The organism is Clostridium sp. cel8 (assembly GCF_014050525.1).
Lineage (GTDB): Bacteria > Bacillota > Clostridia > Clostridiales > Clostridiaceae > Clostridium_B.
Map to the genome: position 1 here is coordinate 1 of NZ_JACGAG010000018.1, position 22,441 is coordinate 22,441.

The following is a 22,441-nucleotide window of genomic DNA, read 5'->3' on the forward strand; positions in this document are numbered from 1 at the left end:
AATACAAAGAATTGCTGGTTTATTTATATAAGCTTTCACTTATTTATGCTCTGTTTAATTTTCAAGGATCATTTTTTTATTTCTTGTTGTTTTTTTAAACAACTTTTATATAATATCATATTATATCGCACTTGTCAATATAATTTATTTCGTCACGTTTCATGCGACTTTTATATAATATCATCTCAATTAAAAAAAGTCAATACTTTTATTTAATATTTTTTATTTTATTTAATATTGAACTACCACACCCTCAATGAGATATGGCTTCTTTGTAAGAAGTTTGGCATTTAACTTTCGACTTGAATTAACAAGCAACCCTTATTCTTAACAAGCGAGAACACTTACCCTTATCCCTCATAGTTTCAACTAACTTGGGAATACATTTTTCTTCTTTTCTTAATATATTCAAACTACCATTTACATCGGAATTTACAAATCCATATAGCTTTATACTCTACAAGTTCTGCCAATCTTTGAATAGGAATTTGAACAAAACCTTTATTATAATTCATGTCTTTCTTAATTCCTTTAAGCTTACCTATAACTATTTTTCCAACCTTTTCTCACCTCCTTGCATAGTTATCTATGTAATCATTATAGCAAAACATTGAAATGGGTAGTGGGTTATGGAGTGAAGGTTATTATGTTGGAACTGCTGGTGCAGTAAGTTCTGAAATAATTCAAAAGTATATACAAACTCAAAAGTTTGCATAGTTAAAAGAGTAGGACATTTAATCCTACTCTTTTAAAGTCCTTACATCCACAGGCACAAGGCACCGTGGTTTTACGGACTAAATTATAAACTTTAGAACCAAACTCTCATATTAAAATTAAATATCTATATTATCTTTTTTAATTTCTTCACTACAATTTATTTTAGCTATTGCAACAACTTTTTGTTCTTCTTCAGTTCTCATAAGAGTAACTCCCATTGTATTTCTACTAGTAACCGAAATATCGGAAACATTAAGCCTTATAGCAACATTGCTGCTATTTATGAGCATTACCTCATCGCCATCTTTTACTACTCTTGCGCCAACAATAGGACCTGTTTTATCTGTTATTTTATAGGTAATAATACCTTTTCCACCTCTTCTATGAATTGTATATTCAGATATAGGTGTTCTCTTTCCAAATCCATTTTCAGTTATAACAAGAACATCAGAAGTTTTATCTAATATATCCATAGTAACTGCCATATCATCTTCTCTTAAAGTGATAGCTTTAACTCCAGTTGCAATTCTACCCATAGGCCTTACATCTTTCTCACTAAATCTTATTGCATACCCATTTTTAGTAACTATCATTACCTCACTATCACCAGTAGTCATTCTAACTGCAATAAGTTCATCACCATCTTTTAAATTTATTGCATTTAATCCATTTTTTCTTATAGATGAATACTTACTTATCTGAGTTTTTTTAATTAACCCATTTCTAGTACCCATAATAAAATAATTATTTTCATTAAATTCTCTAAATGTTATAACAGCTTGAATTTTTTCATCTCTATCTACAGGAATTAAATTAACTAGATTAGTTCCCTTAGCTGTTCTACCTGCCTCTGGAATTTCATATCCTTTTAATTTATATACTTTTCCCCTGTTTGTAAAGAATAGTATATAATTATGTGTAGATGTCATGAAAATATGTTCTACAAAATCATCTTCTTTTGTAGTCATAGCCTGTATTCCTCTTCCGCCTCTTTTTTGGGAAGAATATGTGTTTGCTGCAATTCTCTTTATATATCCTGAATGTGTAAGTGTTATTATAACATCTTGTTCTGGAATCAAGTCCTCAACATTTATATCATTGCTATTTAATTTTATTTCTGTCTTTCTTTCATCACCATATTTATCTTTTATCTGATTTAATTCATCTTTTATTATATTAAGTAATAGGTGTTCATCCGAAAGTATATCTTTAAGATGTCTTATTGTGTTCATAATTTCATTATATTCATTTTCTATCTTTTCTCTTTCAAGACCAGTCAGCCTCTGAAGCCTCATATCCAAAATAGCTTGTGATTGTTTTTCTGACAATTCAAACTGTGACATCAATCCATTTCTTGCCTGTTCAGTTGTTTTAGATGATCTAATAAGATTAATAACTTGATCTATATGGTCTAGTGCTATTATTAATCCCTCAAGTATATGAGCGCGTGCTAAAGCTTTATCTAAATCAAACTGTGTTCTTCTTCTTATTACCTGCTTTTGAAAATTAAGATAGTGAACTAGTATTTCTTTTAAATTTAATACATGAGGTACATTATCAACAAGTGCAAGCATTATAATTCCAAATGTATCTTGCATTTTAGTATGTTTATACAGTTGATTTAGAACAACATTAGAGTTTGCATCTCTCTTAAGCTCTATTACTATTCTCATGCCTTCTCTATCAGATTCATCTCTTATATCAGATATTCCTTCAATTTTCTTTTCTTTCACAAGATCTGCTATACTCTCTATAAGCTTTGCTTTATTTACTTGATAAGGAAGTTCCGTTACTATTATTCTCTCTCTTGAATTTTCTTTTTCAATCTCAGCTCTTGCCCTTATTATTACTTTTCCTCTTCCTGTATGATAAGCATCTCTTATTCCAGAAGTACCAAGTATTATTCCTGCTGTTGGAAAATCTGGACCCTTTATTGATTTCATAAGGTCATCTATACTGGCATCTTTATTATCTATTAGCATAATTACACCATCTATAACCTCATTGAGATTATGTGGTGGTATATTAGTTGCCATTCCTACTGCTATTCCTGCCGAACCATTTACAAGAAGATTTGGAAATCTTGAAGGTAATACAGAAGGTTCTTTTTCTTCTCCATCAAAGTTAGGTACAAAATCTACTGTATTTTTATTTATATCTCTAAGCATTTCAAGAGATATTTTACTCATCTTGGCTTCTGTATACCTCATAGCTGCTGCACTATCGCCATCTACAGAACCAAAATTTCCATGACCATCTACTAAAGTGTATCTAATTGAAAAATCTTGTGCCATTCTTACAAGTGCATCATATACTGCAGTATCACCATGAGGATGATATTTTCCTAAAACATCTCCAACAATTCTTGCACACTTTCTGTAACCTTTTTCTGGAGTTAAGCCAAGTTCATACATTGAATATAATATTCTTTTATGTACTGGTTTTAATCCGTCACGAACGTCAGGAAGAGCACGACCTACGATAACACTCATTGCATAATCTATATAACATTTTTTCATTTCACTGCTTATATCTACAGGTAAAATTTTTCCTTCATCAAACATGAATTACACCTCTTCTCTATATATCTAAGTTTACTACTTTCTTAGCATTCTCTATTATAAAATTTTTACGAGGCTCTACTTTATCTCCCATAAGTATTGTAAACATTTCATCAGCAACCATAGCATCTTCTATATCTACCCTAAGAAGAGTTCTAGTTTTAGGATTCATTGTTGTATCCCAAAGTTGGTTAGAATCCATTTCTCCAAGCCCTTTATATCTTTGTATATTTACACTATTATCCTTTCCGCCCATCTTATTTAAAATTACCTCAAGTTCCTTGTCAGAATAAGCGTACATTTCCTTTTTACCTTTACTTATTTTATAAAGAGGAGGTTGTGCTATATAAACATGACCATCTTCTATTAATTTTTTCATGTATCTATAGAAAAATGTTAATAGTAAAGTTCTTATATGTGCACCATCAACATCTGCATCTGTCATTATTATTATTTTATAATATCTTATTTTTGAAACATCAAAATCTTTGCCTATTCCACCACCAAATGCAGTTATCATAGCTCTAATTTCCTGATATCCAAGTATCTTATCAAGTCTTTGTTTCTCTACATTCATTATCTTACCACGAAGAGGAAGTATTGCTTGAAATTTTCTATCTCTTCCTTGTTTTGCAGACCCTCCTGCTGAATCGCCTTCAACAAGATATATTTCACATTCAGAAGGATGTTTAGATGAACAATCTGAAAGTTTCCCGGGTAATGAAGTATTTTCAAGAACAGATTTACGCCTTGTTATTTCTCTTGCCTTTCTTGCTGCTTCTCTAGCTCTTGATGCCATAAGAGATTTATTAAGGATTGTCTTTGCTATTTGTGGATTCTCTTCAAGATAATTACTAACGGCCTCTCCCATTATGCTATCTACTATTCCACGAACTTCACTATTTCCAAGTTTTGTTTTTGTCTGTCCTTCAAATTGAGGATTAGTGAGCTTTATTGATATTACGGCTGTTAAACCCTCTCTTACATCTTCTCCTGATAAGTTTTTATCATTTTCCTTTAAAATTCCAAAACGCCTTGCATAATCATTAAAAACTCTTGTAAGTGCAGATTTAAAACCAGCTAAATGTGTTCCACCTTCTACAGTGTCTATATTATTTGCAAAAGCAAATATATTTTCTGAATATCCATCATTGTACTGAATAGCAATTTCCAGCCAATAATCATTTCTTTTACCTTCAAGGTATATAGGCTCTTTTTGTATTGTCTGTTTATTTCTATTAAGGTATTTAACAAAAGATTTTATTCCACCTTCATAATGGAAAGTTTCACTTTTATCCGTTCTTTCATCTTTTAAATTTATCATTATTCCTTTATTTAAAAATGCTAATTCTCTAATTCTTTTTGCAAGGGTATCATAGTCATATTCAATTTCATCAAATATTTCAGGATCAGGTTTAAAATAAGTTTTAGTTCCATGCTCATCAGTATCACCTATAATATCAAGCCCTGTTATTGGTTTTCCTCTTTTAAATGATTGCTTCCATATATGTCCTTCTCTTTTAACTTCAACATCACAGGATTCAGATAATGCATTTACAACAGATGCACCAACTCCATGAAGACCGCCTGATACCTTGTATCCACCTCCTCCAAATTTTCCACCTGCATGAAGTATAGTCATTATAACTTCTACAGTTGGTTTTTTCATTTTTGGATGTATACCAACAGGCATACCTCTTCCATTATCAGATACTGTTATCGAATTATCTTTATGTATAATAATATTTATTTTACTACAATACCCTGCAAGAGCTTCATCTATACTATTGTCAACTATCTCATATACAAGATGATGAAGACCCCTTGAACTTGTACTCCCGATATACATTCCAGGTCTCTTTCTTACAGCCTCTAAACCTTCAAGCACTTGTATTTGATTTTCATCATAAGTTTGATTATTATCTTTTGTCATTTATATCCTCCTATCTTTTAAGATTCATAATACAGAGATTTTGATCTTTTTGTTAATGTTGACGAAGATATGGGAGATAAATAAATTTTACTTTTTTTATCTACTTCAGCAATTATAAATGATTTTGGTTTGTCTTTAGTAATTCTTTCAACAAAACCATCTTCTTCTGCCATTCTTAAAAACTGAATTGTATCAGAACTATACATTGAAGTTTCCACATCAAATATACCGATTATATCTTTTATAGGTACAACTATATTTTCACCCAAATGCAAAAACATAAAAAAATCTCCTTTCAAGCATTAAACTTTAATTATACTACCATTATTAACTTTAAATAATTGACTTTCCTTTTTTATATATTTTTTAATATCATTTATTCCTGTGCAAGTTATAAATGTTTGAATTTTATCTATAGAATTAAGTATATACTTCTGTCTATTTTTATCTAATTCAGACAAAACATCATCAAGAAGTAAAACAGGATATTCCCCTGTTATATCTTTTATTATCTCAAGTGAAGCAAATTTTATAGTTAAAATAGATGTTCTCTGTTGTCCTTGAGATCCGTAGTTTCTTACATCTATTCCATTTATACTTATACTAAAATCATCTCTATGAGGACCACATGAAGTAGTTCTTCTATCTAAATCATTTTGTCTATGGTCTTTTAAATTTTTTAATAAATCTTTATAAATATTATTTAAATCTTTTATAGAAGTAATATATTTCATTTCTATTTTTTCCATACCTGAAGTTATATCAGAGTGTATAATTTTACCTTTTTTATTAAGTTCATTTATATATTTATTTCTAAGATATATTATAACTTCTCCATATTTAGATAATTGTATATCATATACTGTAAGAATATCGTCATTTTTACTTGTCATTTTTTTCAACAAAGTATTTCTTTCATTCAGTACTTTATTATATTGCACCAAATTAAAATAATATTTTTTACTTATTTTGCAAAGTTCCATGTCTAAAAATTTTCTTCTAAAAGAAGGAGATTCTTTTACAATTTTTAAATCTTCAGGTGAAAACATAACTACATTAAAAATTCCCATTAAGTCAGATAATCTATTAATTTTTATAGAATTTATATTAACTCCTTTTTTACCCTCTTTAAAAATTTTTATTTCTATTGTTTTATTTAAACCATGCTTAACTATATATGACTTTATATATGATTCTTTTCCATTCCAATTTATGAGTTCTTTGTCTTTATTTGTTCTAAATGATTTTCCTATACCACAGTAATAGATACCTTCTAAGATATTTGTTTTGCCTTGAGCATTATCACCTATAAATATATTTAAATTCTTATTTAATTCAATGGACAATTCTTTATAATTCCTAAAGTTAATAAGTTTCAAAAATTTTATATACATAAAAAACACCTAATTTTAATTATATCACAATATAACTATTCCACAATTAACGATACACTATATTATAAAACTTTATAAGTTTGACCTTGAAATTCAACTATATCACCTTTATATAATTTTTTACTTCTTCTTGTTTCTACTTTATTATTTAACTTGACTTCTCCATTTTGTATATAAAATTTTGCTTCTGAACCAAGTGAAACTGCTCCACACCATTTTAAAAAGGAATCAAGTTTTATTATATCTGTGTTTATCTTAACTTCTTTCATTTCCTATTATCTCCAATATATTTATTTTTATTTTCTAATTATTTAAAAGTCTAACTGGAAGAACTAAATATGTGCAATTATCATTTTTTGTATTTTTTATAATACATGGACTTACATTGCTAGAAAATTGAAGTAGAACTTCTTCTTCTTCCATTATTTTCAAAACATCCATAAGATATTTTGAATTAAATGCAATTTGTAAAGGTTGACCTTGCAAAATTATATTTGTTTCTTCTTTAACCATTCCCAATTGAGAATTTGAGGTTATTATCATATTCTCTTTTTCTATATTTAATTTTACAAGATTAGTATTGCTATCTTTAGCCATAAGTGACGCTCTTTCTATGCATTCTAAAAGTTCCTCTCTTTTTGCTATTACTTTTGTATTAAATTCTTCAGGAATTATAGAGTTATATTTTATAAATTCTCCTTCTAAAAGTCTAGATATTATTTTAGTTTTGTCTAAATTAAAGAGTATATGATTAGGAGTAAATGTAATATTAACGTTATTTTCACCATCCTCTAATATTTTTGAAACCTCATTTAAAGTCTTTGCAGGAATAACAGCATTTATATCATTTGTATTTCTTAAATTTTCTGATCTTAAAGCTAATCTATAACCATCTAGCGCAACAAGATTTAATTTTTCATCTTTTATTTCAAATAAAATTCCCATTAGAATTGGTCTTGTTTCATCTTGAGCTGCTGCAAATATTGTTTCTTTTATCATATTTTTCAATATATTCTCTGGTATAGAAAACATCATATTTTCATTTATTTTAGGTAATTCTGGAAAATCATCTGCATTCATATTTACTATATTAAAGTTTGATTTTTCACATAATATTTTTGTTGATTCATTTTCAGTACTTTCTATAAGAACTTCACTATTTGGAAGTTTCCTTATTATCTCTCCAAAAAGTCTAGCATTTATTACTATTGAACCTTCTTCTAAAATATCTACGTTTAATCTTGTTTCTATACTTAAATCTATATCCGAACCTGTTAGTATAAGTTGATTATTATTTGTTTGAATTAGTACTCCATTTAATATAGGCATAGAAGATTTTCCTGTTATTGCTTTTTGTACAGTTGATATTGCATTTTGTAATTCTGTTTTTTGACATCTAAATTTCATAGTTATCCTCCTTTATTTTTTTGTAAAGAATAGATAATTAGATAATTATCTATAATAGTAATAGTAGTAGGGGTTGTGGATATGTTAGTAATTCTTATAAGTGTTGATATATAATAAAAAGATAACAAAAATAATTGTGGATAAATAATTTAAAAAAATTTACTTTATCCACATAATTAAAATAAAAATAAAAAATATTTAGTTATCAACACTTATATACAGATAAGTTATAAACAATTGTTAATAACTATTGTTGGGTTATTCTTTTAGTGAGCTCATTTATTGCATTTTGAAGACTTTCATCTACTTTTAAATTTGCAGATATTTTTTCATATGCGTGGATTACTGTAGTGTGATCTCTTCCTCCAAATTCTTCTCCTATTTTAGGAAGTGACATATCAGTTAATTTTCTACTTAAATACATTGCTATTTGTCTTGGAAAGGCAACATTTCTTGTACGTCTTGCTGATTTGAAATCCTCTATTTTTAAGTTGTAATAATTAGATACAACTTCCTGTATTAGTCTTATTGTAATTTGTTTAGATTGTTTGCTAGATATTATATCTTTCAATGCTTCCGTTGCTAGATCTACGGTTATTTCTTTATTTGTAAGAGATGAAAATGCTACTATGCGTATAAGTGCACCTTCTAGTTCTCTTATATTTGATTTTATTTTTGTAGCTATGTAAACCATGACGTCATTTGGAACATTGAGTTTTTCTACATCAGCTTTCTTTTTTAAAATAGCAATTCTTGTTTCAAAATCAGGAGGTTGAATATCTGCTATAAGTCCCCATTCAAATCTTGAAATTAATCTGTCTTCTAGTGTAGATATTTCTTTTGGAGGTCTATCGCTTGATAGAATAATTTGTTTGTTTGCTTCATATAATGAATTAAAGGTATGAAAAAATTCTTCTTGAGTTCTTTCCTTACCAGCTATAAATTGAATATCATCTATTAATAGTACGTCTATATTTCTGTATTTATTTCTAAATTCTACATTTTTATCATCTTTTATTGAATTTACAAGTTCATTTGTAAATTTTTCTGATGATACATAAACTACTTTTAAAGATTTATTATTTTTTAATATGTAATGACCTATAGCGTGCATTAGATGTGTTTTACCAAGACCTACTCCTCCATATATAAATAATGGATTGTATGCTTTTGCTGGGGATTCTGCTACTGCAAGTGAAGCGGCATGTGCGAATCTGTTACTGTTGCCAACTACGAATGAATCAAATGTATATTTTGGATTTAACATAGTATCTGATTTAGTATTTGATTTATTTTTATTTTTAATTTTATTTAATTCATCTGAGGTTATGGCCTCATCATCTTCAGATATTAAAAATTCTATATTATATTTTTTAGATGTAAGAATTTTTAAGGCTTTTGTTATTTGATCTTTATATTTGTTGTTTAGAACGCCTCGAGTTAGTTCGTTTGGAACACTTAGTTTTATAGTATTTTTTTCTATTGATATTGGAGTAATACTTTTAATCCATGTATTAAAACTTACTTCTGTAAGTCCGTTCTTTATGATATTTAAAGCTTTATCCCATAATTCTTGTAAGTAGGCATTCATTTTGTATCCTCCAGTCTTGAAAAATTAAAATAACAATATATAAACAAAAATATCAACAGTTTATTATAATTACTTTCCATGTGTATATAAAAATATTCATATGTTTATAATAATGTGTGTATTTTTGATATAGAAAAGTTATAAACAAGTATATTTTAATAAAGTTAACAATAATAACATATTAAATATGTTATTATATAAGGGTTTATTAAGTATATATGAAAAAATTAAACATGTTATCAACATATTTATCCACAGCTGTGGATAAATATGTTGATAAGTAAGTTATTCACAATCCTCTATTAATAATAACAAAATATACTTACCTATTCAAGAAGTTATCCACAAAAATATAGATATATATAATGTAAAAATCCACAAGGTATATTTTATGATTTAAAAATCATTTAGTAAATTATTCGAATTATGTTAACTTATATAAGTTAACAGGTAAAGTTTATTGTAAAATGAATTTATATTGACATTGTACAATTGTGAATATATAATTTAATAGTAAATCTTTAAAATTTTATAGTGTATATTTAATTTTATTATTTATGATTTATAATAGGTTAAAGATAATAAGTTAAAAATTGTTCAATAAATTTTTATAGATATAATTTATTTAGATCATAATAAAATATTATAAATGTAGAAGGGAGGGTAGAACTGCTATAAGATATTTTATATCTTGATTAAAGTAGCAGTTAGGATATTATGTGGATGACTTATCAGCCTAAAAAGAAGCAGAGAAAAAGAGAACATGGCTTTAGAAAAAGAATGAGAACTCTATCTGGAAGAAATGTTATTAAAAGAAGAAGACAAAAAGGTAGAAAGAGATTATCAGCATAAGGGCCGCTTTTGTGGCCTTTTTCTGCAATGCAGAAAAAGAGGAGTACAGTTATAATGATTTATAGATTAAAAAAAAATGCAGAATTTAGAGTTGTTTATAGAAAAGGTAAATCTTTTTCGAATAATTTATTAGTACTTTATATATATAAGAATAAAAAGGATTTTAATAGATTAGGTATAGTTGTAAGTAAAAAAGTTGGTAAAAGTGTTATACGAAATAGAATTAAACGATTAATTAAAGAGTCTTTTAGATTAAATTGTTGTGATTTAAAAACTGGATATGATTTAATTTTTATAGCTAGAAATGCTTCAAATGATAAAAAGTTTAAATATATAAATAATAGTGTTATAAATTTATTAAAAAAAGCGGGATTGTATAATAAATGAAGAAAGTTTTAATTTATTTAATAAAAATTTATAGAAAATATATATCACCTTTAAAAAGACCTTGTTGTAGATTTTATCCAACATGTTCTGAATATGCTTTAGAGGCTTTACAGAAATATGGAACTATAAAAGGCGGAATTATGTCAATAAAAAGAATAATGAGATGTAATCCATTTTGTAAAGGGGGATATGATCCAGTTAAATAATTAATTAGGAGGTTAGTATGAAATATCTAAACAATGCTTTCGTCCAATTCTTTGAGTATCTACATGACCTAGTTATTTCAGTAGTTCCAAATCAGAATTTATCTTATGGTATAGCTATAATACTGATGACTATAATAATTAGATTATTAATACTTCCATTGGGCGTGAAACAAATTAGATCTTCTTTAATAATGAACAAAATTCAACCTGAGATAAAAAAGCTTCAGGATAAATATAAAAAAGATCCTCAAAAAATGCAGAAGGAGATGATGAAGCTTTATAAGGAAAAAGGTGCAAGTCCTTTTAGTGGATGTTTGCCTCTTCTTATTCAGTGGCCAATACTTATAGCTTTATATTACGTTTTTAATCATCTTAATGGAATAAATGGGATTGGCTTTCTTTGGATAAAAGATTTAGGTAAACCAGATATAATACTTGCATTATTATCTGGAATTACAACATTTCTTGCAAGTTGGCTTATAATGCCTACTGATAATATTGAGCAGGCAAGTCAAACTAAGAAAATGAATATAGGAATGAGTGTATTTATGATCTTCATTAGTTGGAAGTTAAAAGCGGCATTAACTCTTTATTGGGTTGTTAGTAATTTGATTCAAGTTGGTCAGAATTTTGTTATAAAGAAAATAGAGGAGAAAAAGGGTTATTAGTGTAATCTAGGGGGTGACTACAGTATGAAGGTTTTGGAGATGGCGGGGAAAACGGTAGATGATGCTTTAAAAAATGCTTTAATGGAGTTAAAAGTTGATAGAGAAAATGTTGAAGTTGAGGTTCTTGATACTGGTAATAGAGGTTTTTTAAATATAATAGGTTGTAGGCCAGCTAGAATAAAAGTGAAATTAAAGAGAAATTACATACAAGAAGTGAGAAATTTTCTAAGAAGTGTCTTGAATTGTATGAATATGGAAGTCGAGATTAGAATAAAAGAAGAAAATAATATAGTAAAAATAGATTTGGCTGGATCGGATATGGGTATACTCATAGGGTATAGAGGCGAAACTTTAGATGCTCTTCAATATCTTATAAGTCTTATAGTAAATAAAGATCATGATATGGAGTATAAACGAGTAATATTGGATACTGAAAATTATAGGCTTAAGAGAGAGGAAACTTTAAAAAGACTTGCTAGACGAGTTGGAGATAAAGTAAAGAGAACTGGAAGAACTGTTAAGCTTGAACCTATGAATCCATATGAAAGAAGGATAATTCATTCTGCACTTCAAAATGATCATTATGTTAATACTTATAGTGAGGGTCAGGAGCCTTTTAGAAGAGTTGTAGTGAGTTTAAAGAAAGCCTAATTTTGGCTTTCTTTTTATTTAGAAGTAATATGAATTTTTGAGTGGAGTGATATTAATGAAAGAATTTGATACTATAGCAGCAATTGCTACACCACCTGGAGAAAGTGGTATATCTATTATAAGAGTTTCTGGAGAAAATTCACTTGAAATAGTAAACAGTATATTTAAAGGAAAAAATAATAGAAAATTAATTGATATAAAGACTTATTCTATGAGATATGGATTTATAATTGAAAAAAGTACGGGAGAATGTATAGATGAAGTGCTTGTAAGTTTTATGAAATCTCCAAAAAGTTATACAGGTGAAGATGTTGTTGAGATAAATTGTCATGGAGGAATTATAAGTACACATAAGGTTTTAGATGAAGTTATAAAATGTGGAGCTAGGCTTGCAGAACCTGGTGAATTTACAAAAAGGGCATTTCTAAATGGCAGAATTGACTTAAGTCAGGCAGAGGCAGTTATGGATATAATAACAGCTAAAACTGAAGTTTCAATGAAATCAGCGTTAAATCAATCATCTGGAAGCATTTCAAGAAAAATAAATCCTATTAGGGAAAAGTTACTTGAGTTAATTGCAAATATTGAAGCAACGGTTGATTATCCTGAAGAAGATCTAGAAGAAATGACATCTAATAAGGTGTCTTTTGAAGTTAAAAATATGTTAAAAGAAATAGATGAAATACTCAAAGGAGCAGATGAGGGAAAGATTATAAGAGATGGTTTAAGTATAGTTATAGTTGGGAAACCTAATGTAGGTAAGTCATCACTTTTAAATACTTTTATGGATGAAAATAGAGCAATAGTTACAGATATTCCTGGAACTACAAGAGATGTAATAGAGGAATATATAAATATAAACGGTATTCCTGTTAAAATGATTGATACAGCAGGTATTAGAGATACAGATGATTTAGTTGAAAAAATTGGAGTGGAAAAGTCAAAGGAAAAAATTCGTCAGTCTGATTTAATTATATTTATGTTGGATTCAAGTAGAAATTTAGATAGAGAAGATAAAGAGATTATGGACTATGTTAAAGTTAATGGGAAAAAATATATTATAATATTGAATAAAAGTGATTTAGATAATAAAATAGATTTGGATTGTATTAAAGATCTAGATTTACACAATGTTATAAAAACTTCATTAAAAAGTGGAGAAGGTGTTGATAAGTTAAAAGATCTTATAAAAAAGTTATTTTTTAATGGTGAAGTAAAATCGGATAATTTTTTTATTACTAATACAAGACATAAAGAAGCTTTAATTAAAGCTAAGAAAAGTTTTATTGAAGCACTTGATGTTTTAAAGAATACTCAAGCAATTGATCTTGCTTCAATTGATCTTAGAAATGCTTGGTCGAGTCTTGGAGAGATAACTGGAGATACTCTCGAAGATGATATAATTAATAAGATATTTTCAAAATTTTGTTTAGGAAAGTAGGTATAATTCATATGAAATACTTTTCAGAAAAGTATGATGTTATAGTAGTTGGTGCAGGTCATGCGGGATGTGAAGCAGCCCTTGCTTCTGCTAGAATGGGATGTAAAACTTTGATATGTACTATGAATTTAGATAGTATAGGATTTATGCCATGTAATCCTAATATAGGAGGGACTGCGAAGGGACATTTAGTTAGAGAAATAGATGCATTAGGCGGAGAAATGGGAATAAATATTGACAATACATTTATACAGTCTAGGATGTTAAATACTTCAAAAGGTCCTGCTGTACATTCATTAAGAGCTCAAGCTGATAAAAAACGCTATTCCGAAAGAATGAAGCTTGTACTTGAAAAGCAAGAAAATTTATATATAAGACAATTAGAGGTTTTAAAAATAATTACAGATGGTAATAAAAATGTGTGTGGTGTAATGACAAAAAATGGTGCAGTTTTTGAGTCGAAAACTGTTGTATTAGCTACAGGAACATACTTGAAAGGTAAAGTTATTATTGGAGATGTAAGTTATAGTTCTGGACCAAATGGTTTTATGCCTGCAAATGATCTTTCACAGAATTTAATTGATTTGGGAATAGAACTTAGAAGATTTAAGACAGGTACTCCTGCTAGAGTTAATAAAAGAAGTGTTGATTTTTCTAAGATGATTCGACAAGATGGAGATAAACAAATAGTCCCATTTTCATTTATGAATGAATCTCTAAAGAGAGAACAAATACCATGTTATTTGACTTATACTACAGATGATACCCTTAAGGTTATAAGAGAAAATATAGATAGATCTCCTCTTTTTAATGGTTTAATTAAATCCGTTGGTCCAAGGTATTGTCCTTCAATTGAAGATAAAGTAGTTAGATTTCCAGATAAGATAAGGCATCAGATATTTATAGAACCTGAAGGCGAAAATACAGAGGAGTTATATGTAGATGGAGCTTCAACATCAATGCCTGAAGATGTTCAAATTGAAATGTATAGAACAATAGAGGGTCTTGAGAATGTAGAATTTTTAAGGACTGGATATGCTATTGAATATGATTGTATAAATCCACTTCAATTAAAACTTTCATTGGAATTTAAAAATATTGGAGGACTATTTGGAGCGGGACAATTAAATGGAAGTTCAGGATACGAGGAAGCTGCAGCTCAAGGTATAATTGCAGGTATTAATGCAGCACTTAAAGTAAAGGGTAAGGAACCTTTTATTTTAAAGAGATCAGATGCATATATTGGAGTCTTAATAGATGATTTAGTTACAAAAGGAACAGAAGAACCTTATCGAATGATGACATCAAGAGCAGAATATAGGTTGATACTTAGACAGGACAATGCAGATTTGAGGCTTACAGAGCTTGGGCATAATATTGGACTTGTAAGTGAAGAAAGATATAAAAAATTTTTGAGTAGAAAAAAAGCTATAAATGAAGAATTAGATAGAATTAAGAATGTTAGGATAAATCCTAAAAAAGATGTAAATGAATTTTTAAATTCATTAGGATCATCAGAATTAAAAAAGACACAAAGCATATATGAACTTATAAAGAGGCCTGAACTTGATTATTTTAAGTTAGAAAAGTTAGACGTAAATAGGAAAAAGTTAAGTTGGAATGTCCAAGAGGAAGTAAATATTATTTCAAAATATGAGGGATATATTTCTAAACAGATGGAACAAATAGCACAATTTAAAAAATTTGAAAATAATGTTATACCTTCTGATATAAATTATAGCGAAGTAAAAGGTCTTAGAATTGAAGCTGCTGAAAAGTTAAATAAAATAAAGCCAACTAATATAGGGCAAGCTTCTAGAATTTCAGGTGTTTCTCCAGCTGATATATCTGTATTGATGATTTATATGGAGAAAAGTAAAAGAAAAAAACAAGCATTGGAGCAGGATTAATATGGATTATTTTAATATTATGGAAAAACATTGTTTAGATTTAGGACTTAATTTTGATTTAGAAAAATATAATAAGTTTAAGAAGTATATGGATTTGCTGCAAACTTGGAACAAAAAAATAAATCTTACTTCTATAAAAGAAAATGAACAAATAGTAAAAAAGCATTTTATAGATTCTATCAATGCTTTTCAATTCTTACCACTTAGAAATTCTTCAAGTATCATTGATATAGGTACTGGAGCCGGGTTTCCGGGTATTCCAATATCAATAATGAAACCAGATATAAAAATTGTCCTTTTAGATTCTCTATCTAAAAGAGTAAATTTTTTAAATGAAGTTATAGAAAGCATAGATTTAAAAAATACTTCTGCGATTCATAGTAGAGCAGAGGATGCTGCAAGGAGAAATGAATATAGAGAATGCTTTGACATATCAATTTCAAGAGCAGTAGGGAATTTAAGTGTATTAAGTGAATTATGCATTCCATTTGTTAAATTAAATGGATATTTTATAGCTATGAAGGGACCAGCAGTTAGTGATGAAATTGAAGAAAGCAAAAATGCTATTTCTATACTTGGTGGTAAGATTGAGGATATAATTAAGGTAAGAGATGATGAGCTAAATCATAATTTAGTTATAATAAAAAAAGTAAAAAATACACCATCTAAATATCCAAGAAGAGCAGGAATTGTTTCAAAAAAACCTTTGAAATAAAGAGCATAATTTGTCATACGAAAATTTGAAAAAATAGAAGGATTTTTATTAGTAATGAAGAAATGTTAACAATAGGAAGTATAAGAAGGATGGATAAATATGCAAAAAAATATTAACTATATATCGGTTGATTTAATTTTCCCTAATTTATATCAGCCGAGAAAATATTTTGATGAGGAAAGCTTGGATGAATTAGCTCAATCAATAAAAGCTTATGGTATAGTTCAGCCGCTTTCTGTTAGAAAATTGAGTGATGAAAAGTATGAATTAGTTGCTGGCGAAAGAAGGCTTAGAGCTGCTAAAAAAGCTGGAATTAAAGAAGTACCTGTAATAATAGTTGATATAAGTGATGAAGAATCAGCTGCTATAGCTTTACTTGAAAATCTTCAAAGGGAAAATTTAAATTTTTTGGAGGAAGCAGAGGCATATTATAATTTAATAAAAAACCATTCCTATACTCAAGAAAAATTAGCTCAGGTTATAGGAAAAAAACAATCTACTATTGCGAATAAAATTAGGCTACTTAAATTAGATGAAGAAATAAGATATATACTTCTTGAAAATAATTTAACTGAAAGACATGCTAGAGCTCTTTTAAAGCTTCCAACAGTCGAACTCCAGAAAAATGTACTTAAGGTTGTTTTAAAAAAATCTTTAAATGTAAAAGGGACTGAAGAGCTAATTGAAAAGGAGTTATCAAAATTAACAGATAATACTAAAAGAAAGAAGAAAAAGAAAAAGATAAAAGGAATATTTTCTCCTAGAGTATATGTTAATACTGTAAAACAAGTATTTGATAAATATGGATTGAAAGCTAAATATTCCTCTGAAGAATTAGAAGATAAAATACAAATAACAATAACTATACCAAAAAAATAGATGATATTTTGTAAATATTTTATAGCTTTATTTTAATTACTCATTTATAAAATGTTTCATGTGAAACATTTTATAAATGAGTAATTTTATATATAATTAAATTAAAAATTTAATATAAGTAGAAATAAAAACTCTTTAATTATGTATTATAAAAATATATAATTAAATTAAATAGCTTTAATAAAGGCGGTGAATTAAGTGAAGATTATTTCCATATTTAATCAAAAAGGTGGAGTTGGAAAAACTACTACTAGTATAAATATATCTACATATTTAGCTATTAAGGGATATAATGTTTTGAATATAGATATCGATCCTCAAGGGAACACCACAAGTGGATTTGGATTGGAGAAAAATAGCATTAATAAGTCTATTTACGATATATTGTGCTCAGATGCAGAAATAAATGAAGTTATGAAAAAGTGTGAGTTAGTTGATAATCTTTATGTAGTTCCTTCAACTATGGAGTTGGCTGGAGCTGAAGTAGAATTAATAGATATGGATAATAGAGAAAGTATATTAAAGAATAAGATTCAATCTATAGATGGTAAATTTGATTTTGTTTTTATAGATTGTCCACCATCTTTAGGCATATTGACTATTAATGCACTTACATCTTCTCATACAGTATTGATTCCAATACAGTGTGAATTTTATGCATTAGAAGGAGTTGGACAACTAGTTAATACATTTCAGCTTGTAAAAAAGTCACTCAATCCTAACTTACAGATAGAAGGTGTAATAATGAGTATGTATGATGGAAGAACTAAACTATCTAATGAAGTTTCATCAGAAGTAAGAAAATATTTTAAAGATAAAGTTTATAAAACTACTATACCTAGAAATATAAGACTAGCAGAAGCACCGAGTTTTGGACTTCCTATAGCACTCTATGATGATAAATGTAGAGGTGCTAAAGCTTATGAAAAGTTAGTTAATGAATTTTTAAAAAAACAAGAGAGGTGATTTAATTGAATAAAAAATCTGGATTAGGTAGAGGACTTCAGGCTTTAATACCTGATGAGAGATTAATTGAAGATGATATAGAAAATAGTGTACAAAAAATTAATATTAATGATATCATAGCAAATATAGATCAGCCTAGAAAAAATTTTGATGAAGCTAAAATTGATGAACTTTCTAAGTCTATAAGAGAACATGGCATAATACAACCTCTTATACTAAATAAAAAAGGAGATAAATATGTTATAGTTGCAGGTGAAAGAAGATGGAGAGCTGCCAAATTAATAGGAATGAGAGAAGTGCCTGGAATTGTTATGAATTTATCTGATAATGATATACTTGAAATTTCTCTTATAGAGAATATACAGCGACAGGACTTAAATCCAATAGAAGAAGCTAATGCGTATAAAAAACTAATTAAAGATTTTGGATTTAAACAAGAACAATTATCTGAGAAAATAGGAAAATCTAGAGCTGCAATAGCAAATTGTATGAGGTTGTTAAATTTAGATGACAGAGTTCAAGAATATATAATTAACGGATTGATAACAGAAGGTCATGGAAGGGCACTTCTAGCACTGGAAAATAAGGATTTACAATATAAGTTATCTCTTCGTATAATAAAAGAAGGTTTAACTGTTCGTCAAGTAGAAAATTATATAAAGAATATTAATAATAAGAAGAAAGATAGTACAAATGAAAGTAAAAAAGTTAATCCATATTATAAAGATATTGAGGATAAATTAGAAGGCTTGTTAGGTACTAAAGTTATGATAAATACTAAAAAAAATAAAGGTAAAATAGAAATAGAATATTATTCTGATGATGATTTGCAAAGAATTTTAGATATTTTAAATATATAAATATATTTTATAATAATTTTATGATAAAATGTTTCACATGAAACATTTTGACGGAGGGAGAAAAATTTATGCAGAATATCTTAAATCTTGTAGAAGAATTTCAATTATATATTGTAGGAGTTCTTCTAATACTAATTTTAATATTATTCATAATGAATATTATAGCATTTAAATCAATAAATAGAATTGAGAAAAGATATAGAAGACTTATGAGAGGAGTGGATAATAAAAACTTAGAGAGTCTTGTTATAGAATATCTTGATAGTATAGATAAAGCAAAAAAAGAAACTGACTTTATGAAAGAAAAATTTGAGGAATTGAATTTAAGACTTAAAAAATGTATACAGAAATTTTCAATTGTAAGATATAGAGCATTTGAGGATGTAGGAAGTGATTTAAGTTTTTCAATAGCACTTTTAGATGCAGATAATAGTGGAATTATTATTACTGGTATATATGGAAGAGATGAGAGTACAACATATGCTAAGCCAATAGATAAAGGAATGTCAAGATATGAGTTGTCACAAGAAGAAAATCAAGTTTTACAAGAATGTATTAATAAAAAAATATATTGATTTTATACATAAACTACCTTCTAAGAGGAAAACTATTCTTAGGAGGCTTTTATATATGGAGATTTATGTTTCAAGTAGTTTGTCTAAGTTAAGTAATGAATTAAAAAAAAGAGGATATAATATAATATCAGATAAAAATCGCGTATGCGATGCTATTATTTGTAATTTAAAAGATGGTGAACTAAATAATTTAAATATAATTAGTAATATAAAAATAGGAGAAACTATAATAATAGATTATGGCAGAAAAAAATAAATGATATAGAATACATACTTAATAATAGAATATACAATAATGTAATAAGGTAATCTAGGTACTTTATTACATTATATTTGACTTATTTTTTATAGATTTACTACTTAGTCTACCACCTATAGTTTTTAATATGCAGTGATATATTCCTCGAGATATTGTATCTGCAAGATTCATAACTGTAAATAATCTTGTATTTTGCAATACCATAAATTCCATTGCTCCTGATATATTTACAACTCCAGTTATACTTAAGTCCCCTACTGATGGAAGAGATTTATTTACTGCTGAACCTGGATGAAGTGGTTTTTTTTCTATTATTATATTTCCTATATGTTGTAAGCTTCCAAGACAAGCATCTATAGCTATTATGTAATTATTTTTGTATTTTGAGTTTATTTTGTTTAGTGTTTCTGAAAGATTTTTTGCATGAACAGGACATTTAAGATTTCCATATATATGAACATTATCTCTTACTAAAAATTTTAATTTATCACCTACTAGGGGACCTAGACTATCACCAGTGGATCTATCTGAACCTATACATAGTATAATTATTGTTTTCCCAGATTTTATAACTGGATATATTATATTACTCAATTTATCTCTTAAAATTACTGATGAGTTCATTAAATTGGAATCTATAATTATTTTCTTCATATAAATACCTCCTATGATATGAAGTATAACCATAGGAGGTATTTTTATACATTTAAAATCAATTTAACATGATATACCATTATAAAAACAGTATGTGGATTATAATATATTTAACTTACTTAAAATATTATAAAATACAACTAAAAATATGCAAAATATCATTCCTGTTAATCCATTTACTTTAAGTCCTATAAATAATGATGCTAAAACTGCAACAGGATGTATACCTAAAGATGATGATACTATTTTTGGCTCAATTATTTGTCTTATTATAGATACTAAAATGTATGATATTATAAGTCCAGTTGCTGTAATATAGTTCTTAAATATAAATATATATATTAGTGCAAGAGGAATGTATATTGTCCCTATACCTATAATTGGTAATATATCAGCTATTGCAGATATAATACTCAATAATAAAGTGTACTTTATTCTAAATATTAAAAACACTATAAATGTTTCAATGAATGTTATAAAGATTATTAATAGATATGATAGAAGATAATTTCCAAGCATTTTTTTTGTTTCATTGTAAATTGATAGTAGTTTGTTTGTTTTATTATTTGGAATTAGATTAATTATTTTGTTTTTAACTTTTATAAAATCTTTTGTAAAAAAATATGTAGAAATTAAAGTAAATAAAATTACCATTATTGCATATGGAATAATTGATGCCAAATTTATAATATATGATACTAATTTCCCGGATATAGATACAGCAATATTTGATATATTGTCAACAAAATTAGTTATATTTTTATTTAAAGTATTTATTATATATGGATCTAAATTGTTGTAATATTTTTGTAGATTGTAGAATGAGTTCATTATTTCATTAGAGTTATTTGATATATAATTTTGTGTATTTTTAATAAATTGAACAGTTTCTTGTGTCAAATTTATTATTACAATTACTAGTACAAATATTATTATGGTGAAGAATATTATAGTTGTAAGTAAAGAAGCTATAGAAACATTAATATTTAACTTTTTTGAAATATATATAGTTGGATTCTTTAGTATAAAGGCACAAATAAACGCTAGTACAAAAGGGAGTGTATATTCAAGTGTACCAAAGAATATAGTAAAAATTAAAGTATATATTATAAAAAATAACAATATTTTGTCTATTTTATCTATTAGTTTATTCATTTTATATATTTCTGCACCTCTTTTTTCTTAATTTATGATTTTATCCATATAAAATTGTAATAATTTTATAAAATTTATAAATGTATTTGAGTGTAATATTGTATTGTGATAAAGTATATAATACATATTATATTTTATCTATTATAAGAAACAAGTCTGTTATTTAAGTATGTAGGCTAATATACAATTTAAATTATAGATTTATTGAATTATAATATATTATAGACTAATATTTTAAATATGTATACAATATATGGAAAAAATATAGGAGGTTTAGATTTATACTGAAATAAATTATGGATAAATATTATATAATTACGTTTAAAAATACTAATGAAGCTATAGCTGCAGAACAATTTTTAGATAAAAAAAGAATTAATATAGATATTGTTCCAACTCCAGTTTTTATAACTCAAAGTTGTGGAATAAGTGTAAGAGTAGATGTTAAGAATTTTCAAAAAATAAAGGAGCTTGTAAATAATAAAGAATTTAAATTTAAAAATATATATGAAAGACAAAAACAGGGATACAGCTTGATTGATTAGATATGAGCATAATTAAAAAATTAAATACAAGAAAAAGAAAATATTATAGATTGAAAAATAAAAGTTAAAAATTTCTTATGAAAACGCACATTACAATTAATGGTAACATAAAAAT

24 protein-coding genes are annotated in these 22,441 nt (G+C 27.0%); 15 read left to right on the forward strand and 9 right to left on the reverse strand.

The window, feature by feature from the left end; translation table 11 throughout:
- The first annotated feature begins 615 nt into the window (after positions 1-615).
- Positions 616-717 (forward strand): transposase, encoded by a 102-nt coding sequence (locus H2684_RS11945; RefSeq protein WP_243159344.1) that lies wholly within the window; start codon positions 616-618, stop codon positions 715-717.
- Between the two features lie 116 nt (positions 718-833).
- Here H2684_RS11945 and gyrA read toward each other — a convergent pair whose 3' ends face one another.
- The 7 genes from gyrA to dnaA form a co-directional block, all read right to left on the reverse strand.
- Positions 834-3,281 carry a DNA gyrase subunit A gene (gyrA, locus tag H2684_RS11950; protein WP_182089627.1) on the reverse strand — a complete coding sequence of 816 codons (2,448 nt, stop codon included), beginning with the start codon at positions 3,279-3,281 and terminating at the stop codon, positions 834-836.
- Positions 3,282-3,297: 16 nt separating this feature from the next.
- The gene (gene gyrB, locus H2684_RS11955; RefSeq protein WP_182089628.1) at positions 3,298-5,211 is read right to left on the reverse strand and encodes a DNA topoisomerase (ATP-hydrolyzing) subunit B; all 1,914 of its coding nucleotides are present in this window, start codon (positions 5,209-5,211) and stop codon (positions 3,298-3,300) included.
- 17 nt (positions 5,212-5,228) lie between these two features.
- Positions 5,229-5,492 carry an extracellular matrix/biofilm biosynthesis regulator RemA family protein gene (locus H2684_RS11960; RefSeq protein ID WP_182089629.1) on the reverse strand — a complete coding sequence of 88 codons (264 nt, stop codon included), beginning with the start codon at positions 5,490-5,492 and terminating at the stop codon, positions 5,229-5,231.
- A gap of 21 nt (positions 5,493-5,513) precedes the next feature.
- Positions 5,514-6,605, reverse strand: a complete 1,092-nt coding sequence (recF, locus tag H2684_RS11965) for a DNA replication/repair protein RecF (RefSeq protein ID WP_182089630.1) — start codon at positions 6,603-6,605, stop codon at positions 5,514-5,516.
- Between the two features lie 62 nt (positions 6,606-6,667).
- A complete protein-coding gene (gene yaaA / locus H2684_RS11970; RefSeq protein ID WP_182089631.1) occupies positions 6,668-6,874 on the reverse strand; it encodes a S4 domain-containing protein YaaA in 207 nt (68 codons plus the stop codon).
- A gap of 34 nt (positions 6,875-6,908) precedes the next feature.
- Positions 6,909-8,012, reverse strand: coding sequence for a DNA polymerase III subunit beta (gene dnaN / locus H2684_RS11975; RefSeq protein ID WP_182089632.1), 1,104 nt, complete (start codon positions 8,010-8,012; stop codon positions 6,909-6,911).
- 247 nt (positions 8,013-8,259) lie between these two features.
- Positions 8,260-9,603 carry a chromosomal replication initiator protein DnaA gene (gene dnaA, locus H2684_RS11980; protein ID WP_182089633.1) on the reverse strand — a complete coding sequence of 448 codons (1,344 nt, stop codon included), beginning with the start codon at positions 9,601-9,603 and terminating at the stop codon, positions 8,260-8,262.
- Positions 9,604-10,320: 717 nt separating this feature from the next.
- Between dnaA and rpmH the strand changes: the two genes are divergently transcribed.
- The 13 genes from rpmH to H2684_RS12045 all read left to right on the forward strand — a co-directional run bounded on the left by rpmH (position 10,321) and on the right by H2684_RS12045 (position 19,969).
- Positions 10,321-10,455: a 50S ribosomal protein L34 gene (gene rpmH / locus H2684_RS11985; RefSeq protein WP_182089634.1), complete on the forward strand. Its 135-nt coding sequence runs from the start codon at positions 10,321-10,323 to the stop codon at positions 10,453-10,455.
- Between the two features lie 51 nt (positions 10,456-10,506).
- Positions 10,507-10,842: a ribonuclease P protein component gene (gene rnpA / locus H2684_RS11990; RefSeq protein WP_182089648.1), complete on the forward strand. Its 336-nt coding sequence runs from the start codon at positions 10,507-10,509 to the stop codon at positions 10,840-10,842.
- Positions 10,839-11,048: a membrane protein insertion efficiency factor YidD gene (gene yidD, locus H2684_RS11995; protein ID WP_182089635.1), complete on the forward strand. Its 210-nt coding sequence runs from the start codon at positions 10,839-10,841 to the stop codon at positions 11,046-11,048. Before rnpA ends, yidD begins: the two co-directional genes overlap by 4 nt.
- A gap of 17 nt (positions 11,049-11,065) precedes the next feature.
- Positions 11,066-11,716: a membrane protein insertase YidC gene (gene yidC / locus H2684_RS12000; RefSeq protein WP_182089636.1), complete on the forward strand. Its 651-nt coding sequence runs from the start codon at positions 11,066-11,068 to the stop codon at positions 11,714-11,716.
- Positions 11,717-11,740: 24 nt separating this feature from the next.
- Positions 11,741-12,367, forward strand: coding sequence for an RNA-binding cell elongation regulator Jag/EloR (jag, locus tag H2684_RS12005; protein WP_182089637.1), 627 nt, complete (start codon positions 11,741-11,743; stop codon positions 12,365-12,367).
- Positions 12,368-12,422: 55 nt separating this feature from the next.
- Positions 12,423-13,808, forward strand: a complete 1,386-nt coding sequence (mnmE, locus tag H2684_RS12010; protein ID WP_182089638.1) for a tRNA uridine-5-carboxymethylaminomethyl(34) synthesis GTPase MnmE — start codon at positions 12,423-12,425, stop codon at positions 13,806-13,808.
- A gap of 11 nt (positions 13,809-13,819) precedes the next feature.
- Positions 13,820-15,718 carry a tRNA uridine-5-carboxymethylaminomethyl(34) synthesis enzyme MnmG gene (mnmG, locus tag H2684_RS12015; RefSeq protein ID WP_182089639.1) on the forward strand — a complete coding sequence of 633 codons (1,899 nt, stop codon included), beginning with the start codon at positions 13,820-13,822 and terminating at the stop codon, positions 15,716-15,718.
- A gap of 1 nt (position 15,719) precedes the next feature.
- Positions 15,720-16,433, forward strand: a complete 714-nt coding sequence (gene rsmG / locus H2684_RS12020) for a 16S rRNA (guanine(527)-N(7))-methyltransferase RsmG (RefSeq protein ID WP_182089640.1) — start codon at positions 15,720-15,722, stop codon at positions 16,431-16,433.
- Between the two features lie 99 nt (positions 16,434-16,532).
- Positions 16,533-17,312, forward strand: a complete 780-nt coding sequence (gene noc / locus H2684_RS12025) for a nucleoid occlusion protein (protein ID WP_182089641.1) — start codon at positions 16,533-16,535, stop codon at positions 17,310-17,312.
- A 198-nt stretch (positions 17,313-17,510) separates the two neighbouring features.
- Positions 17,511-18,278, forward strand: coding sequence for an AAA family ATPase (locus H2684_RS12030; protein WP_182089642.1), 768 nt, complete (start codon positions 17,511-17,513; stop codon positions 18,276-18,278).
- A 5-nt stretch (positions 18,279-18,283) separates the two neighbouring features.
- Positions 18,284-19,138, forward strand: a complete 855-nt coding sequence (locus tag H2684_RS12035; protein ID WP_182089643.1) for a ParB/RepB/Spo0J family partition protein — start codon at positions 18,284-18,286, stop codon at positions 19,136-19,138.
- Positions 19,139-19,206: 68 nt separating this feature from the next.
- Positions 19,207-19,713: a DUF4446 family protein gene (locus tag H2684_RS12040; protein ID WP_182089644.1), complete on the forward strand. Its 507-nt coding sequence runs from the start codon at positions 19,207-19,209 to the stop codon at positions 19,711-19,713.
- A 55-nt stretch (positions 19,714-19,768) separates the two neighbouring features.
- Positions 19,769-19,969 (forward strand): YkuS family protein, encoded by a 201-nt coding sequence (locus H2684_RS12045; protein WP_243159345.1) that lies wholly within the window; start codon positions 19,769-19,771, stop codon positions 19,967-19,969.
- 66 nt (positions 19,970-20,035) lie between these two features.
- Here H2684_RS12045 and yyaC read toward each other — a convergent pair whose 3' ends face one another.
- On the reverse strand, positions 20,036-20,626 hold the full coding sequence (gene yyaC / locus H2684_RS12050) for a spore protease YyaC (RefSeq protein ID WP_182089645.1): 591 nt from the start codon (positions 20,624-20,626) through the stop codon (positions 20,036-20,038).
- Between the two features lie 99 nt (positions 20,627-20,725).
- Positions 20,726-21,781: a sporulation integral membrane protein YtvI gene (ytvI, locus tag H2684_RS12055; protein WP_182089646.1), complete on the reverse strand. Its 1,056-nt coding sequence runs from the start codon at positions 21,779-21,781 to the stop codon at positions 20,726-20,728.
- A gap of 296 nt (positions 21,782-22,077) precedes the next feature.
- Here ytvI and H2684_RS12060 point away from each other — a divergent pair, with 296 nt between their 5' ends.
- Entirely contained in the window at positions 22,078-22,326 is a 249-nt protein-coding gene (locus tag H2684_RS12060; protein WP_182089647.1) for a DUF3343 domain-containing protein, read from the forward strand.
- Positions 22,327-22,441: the final 115 nt, after the last annotated feature.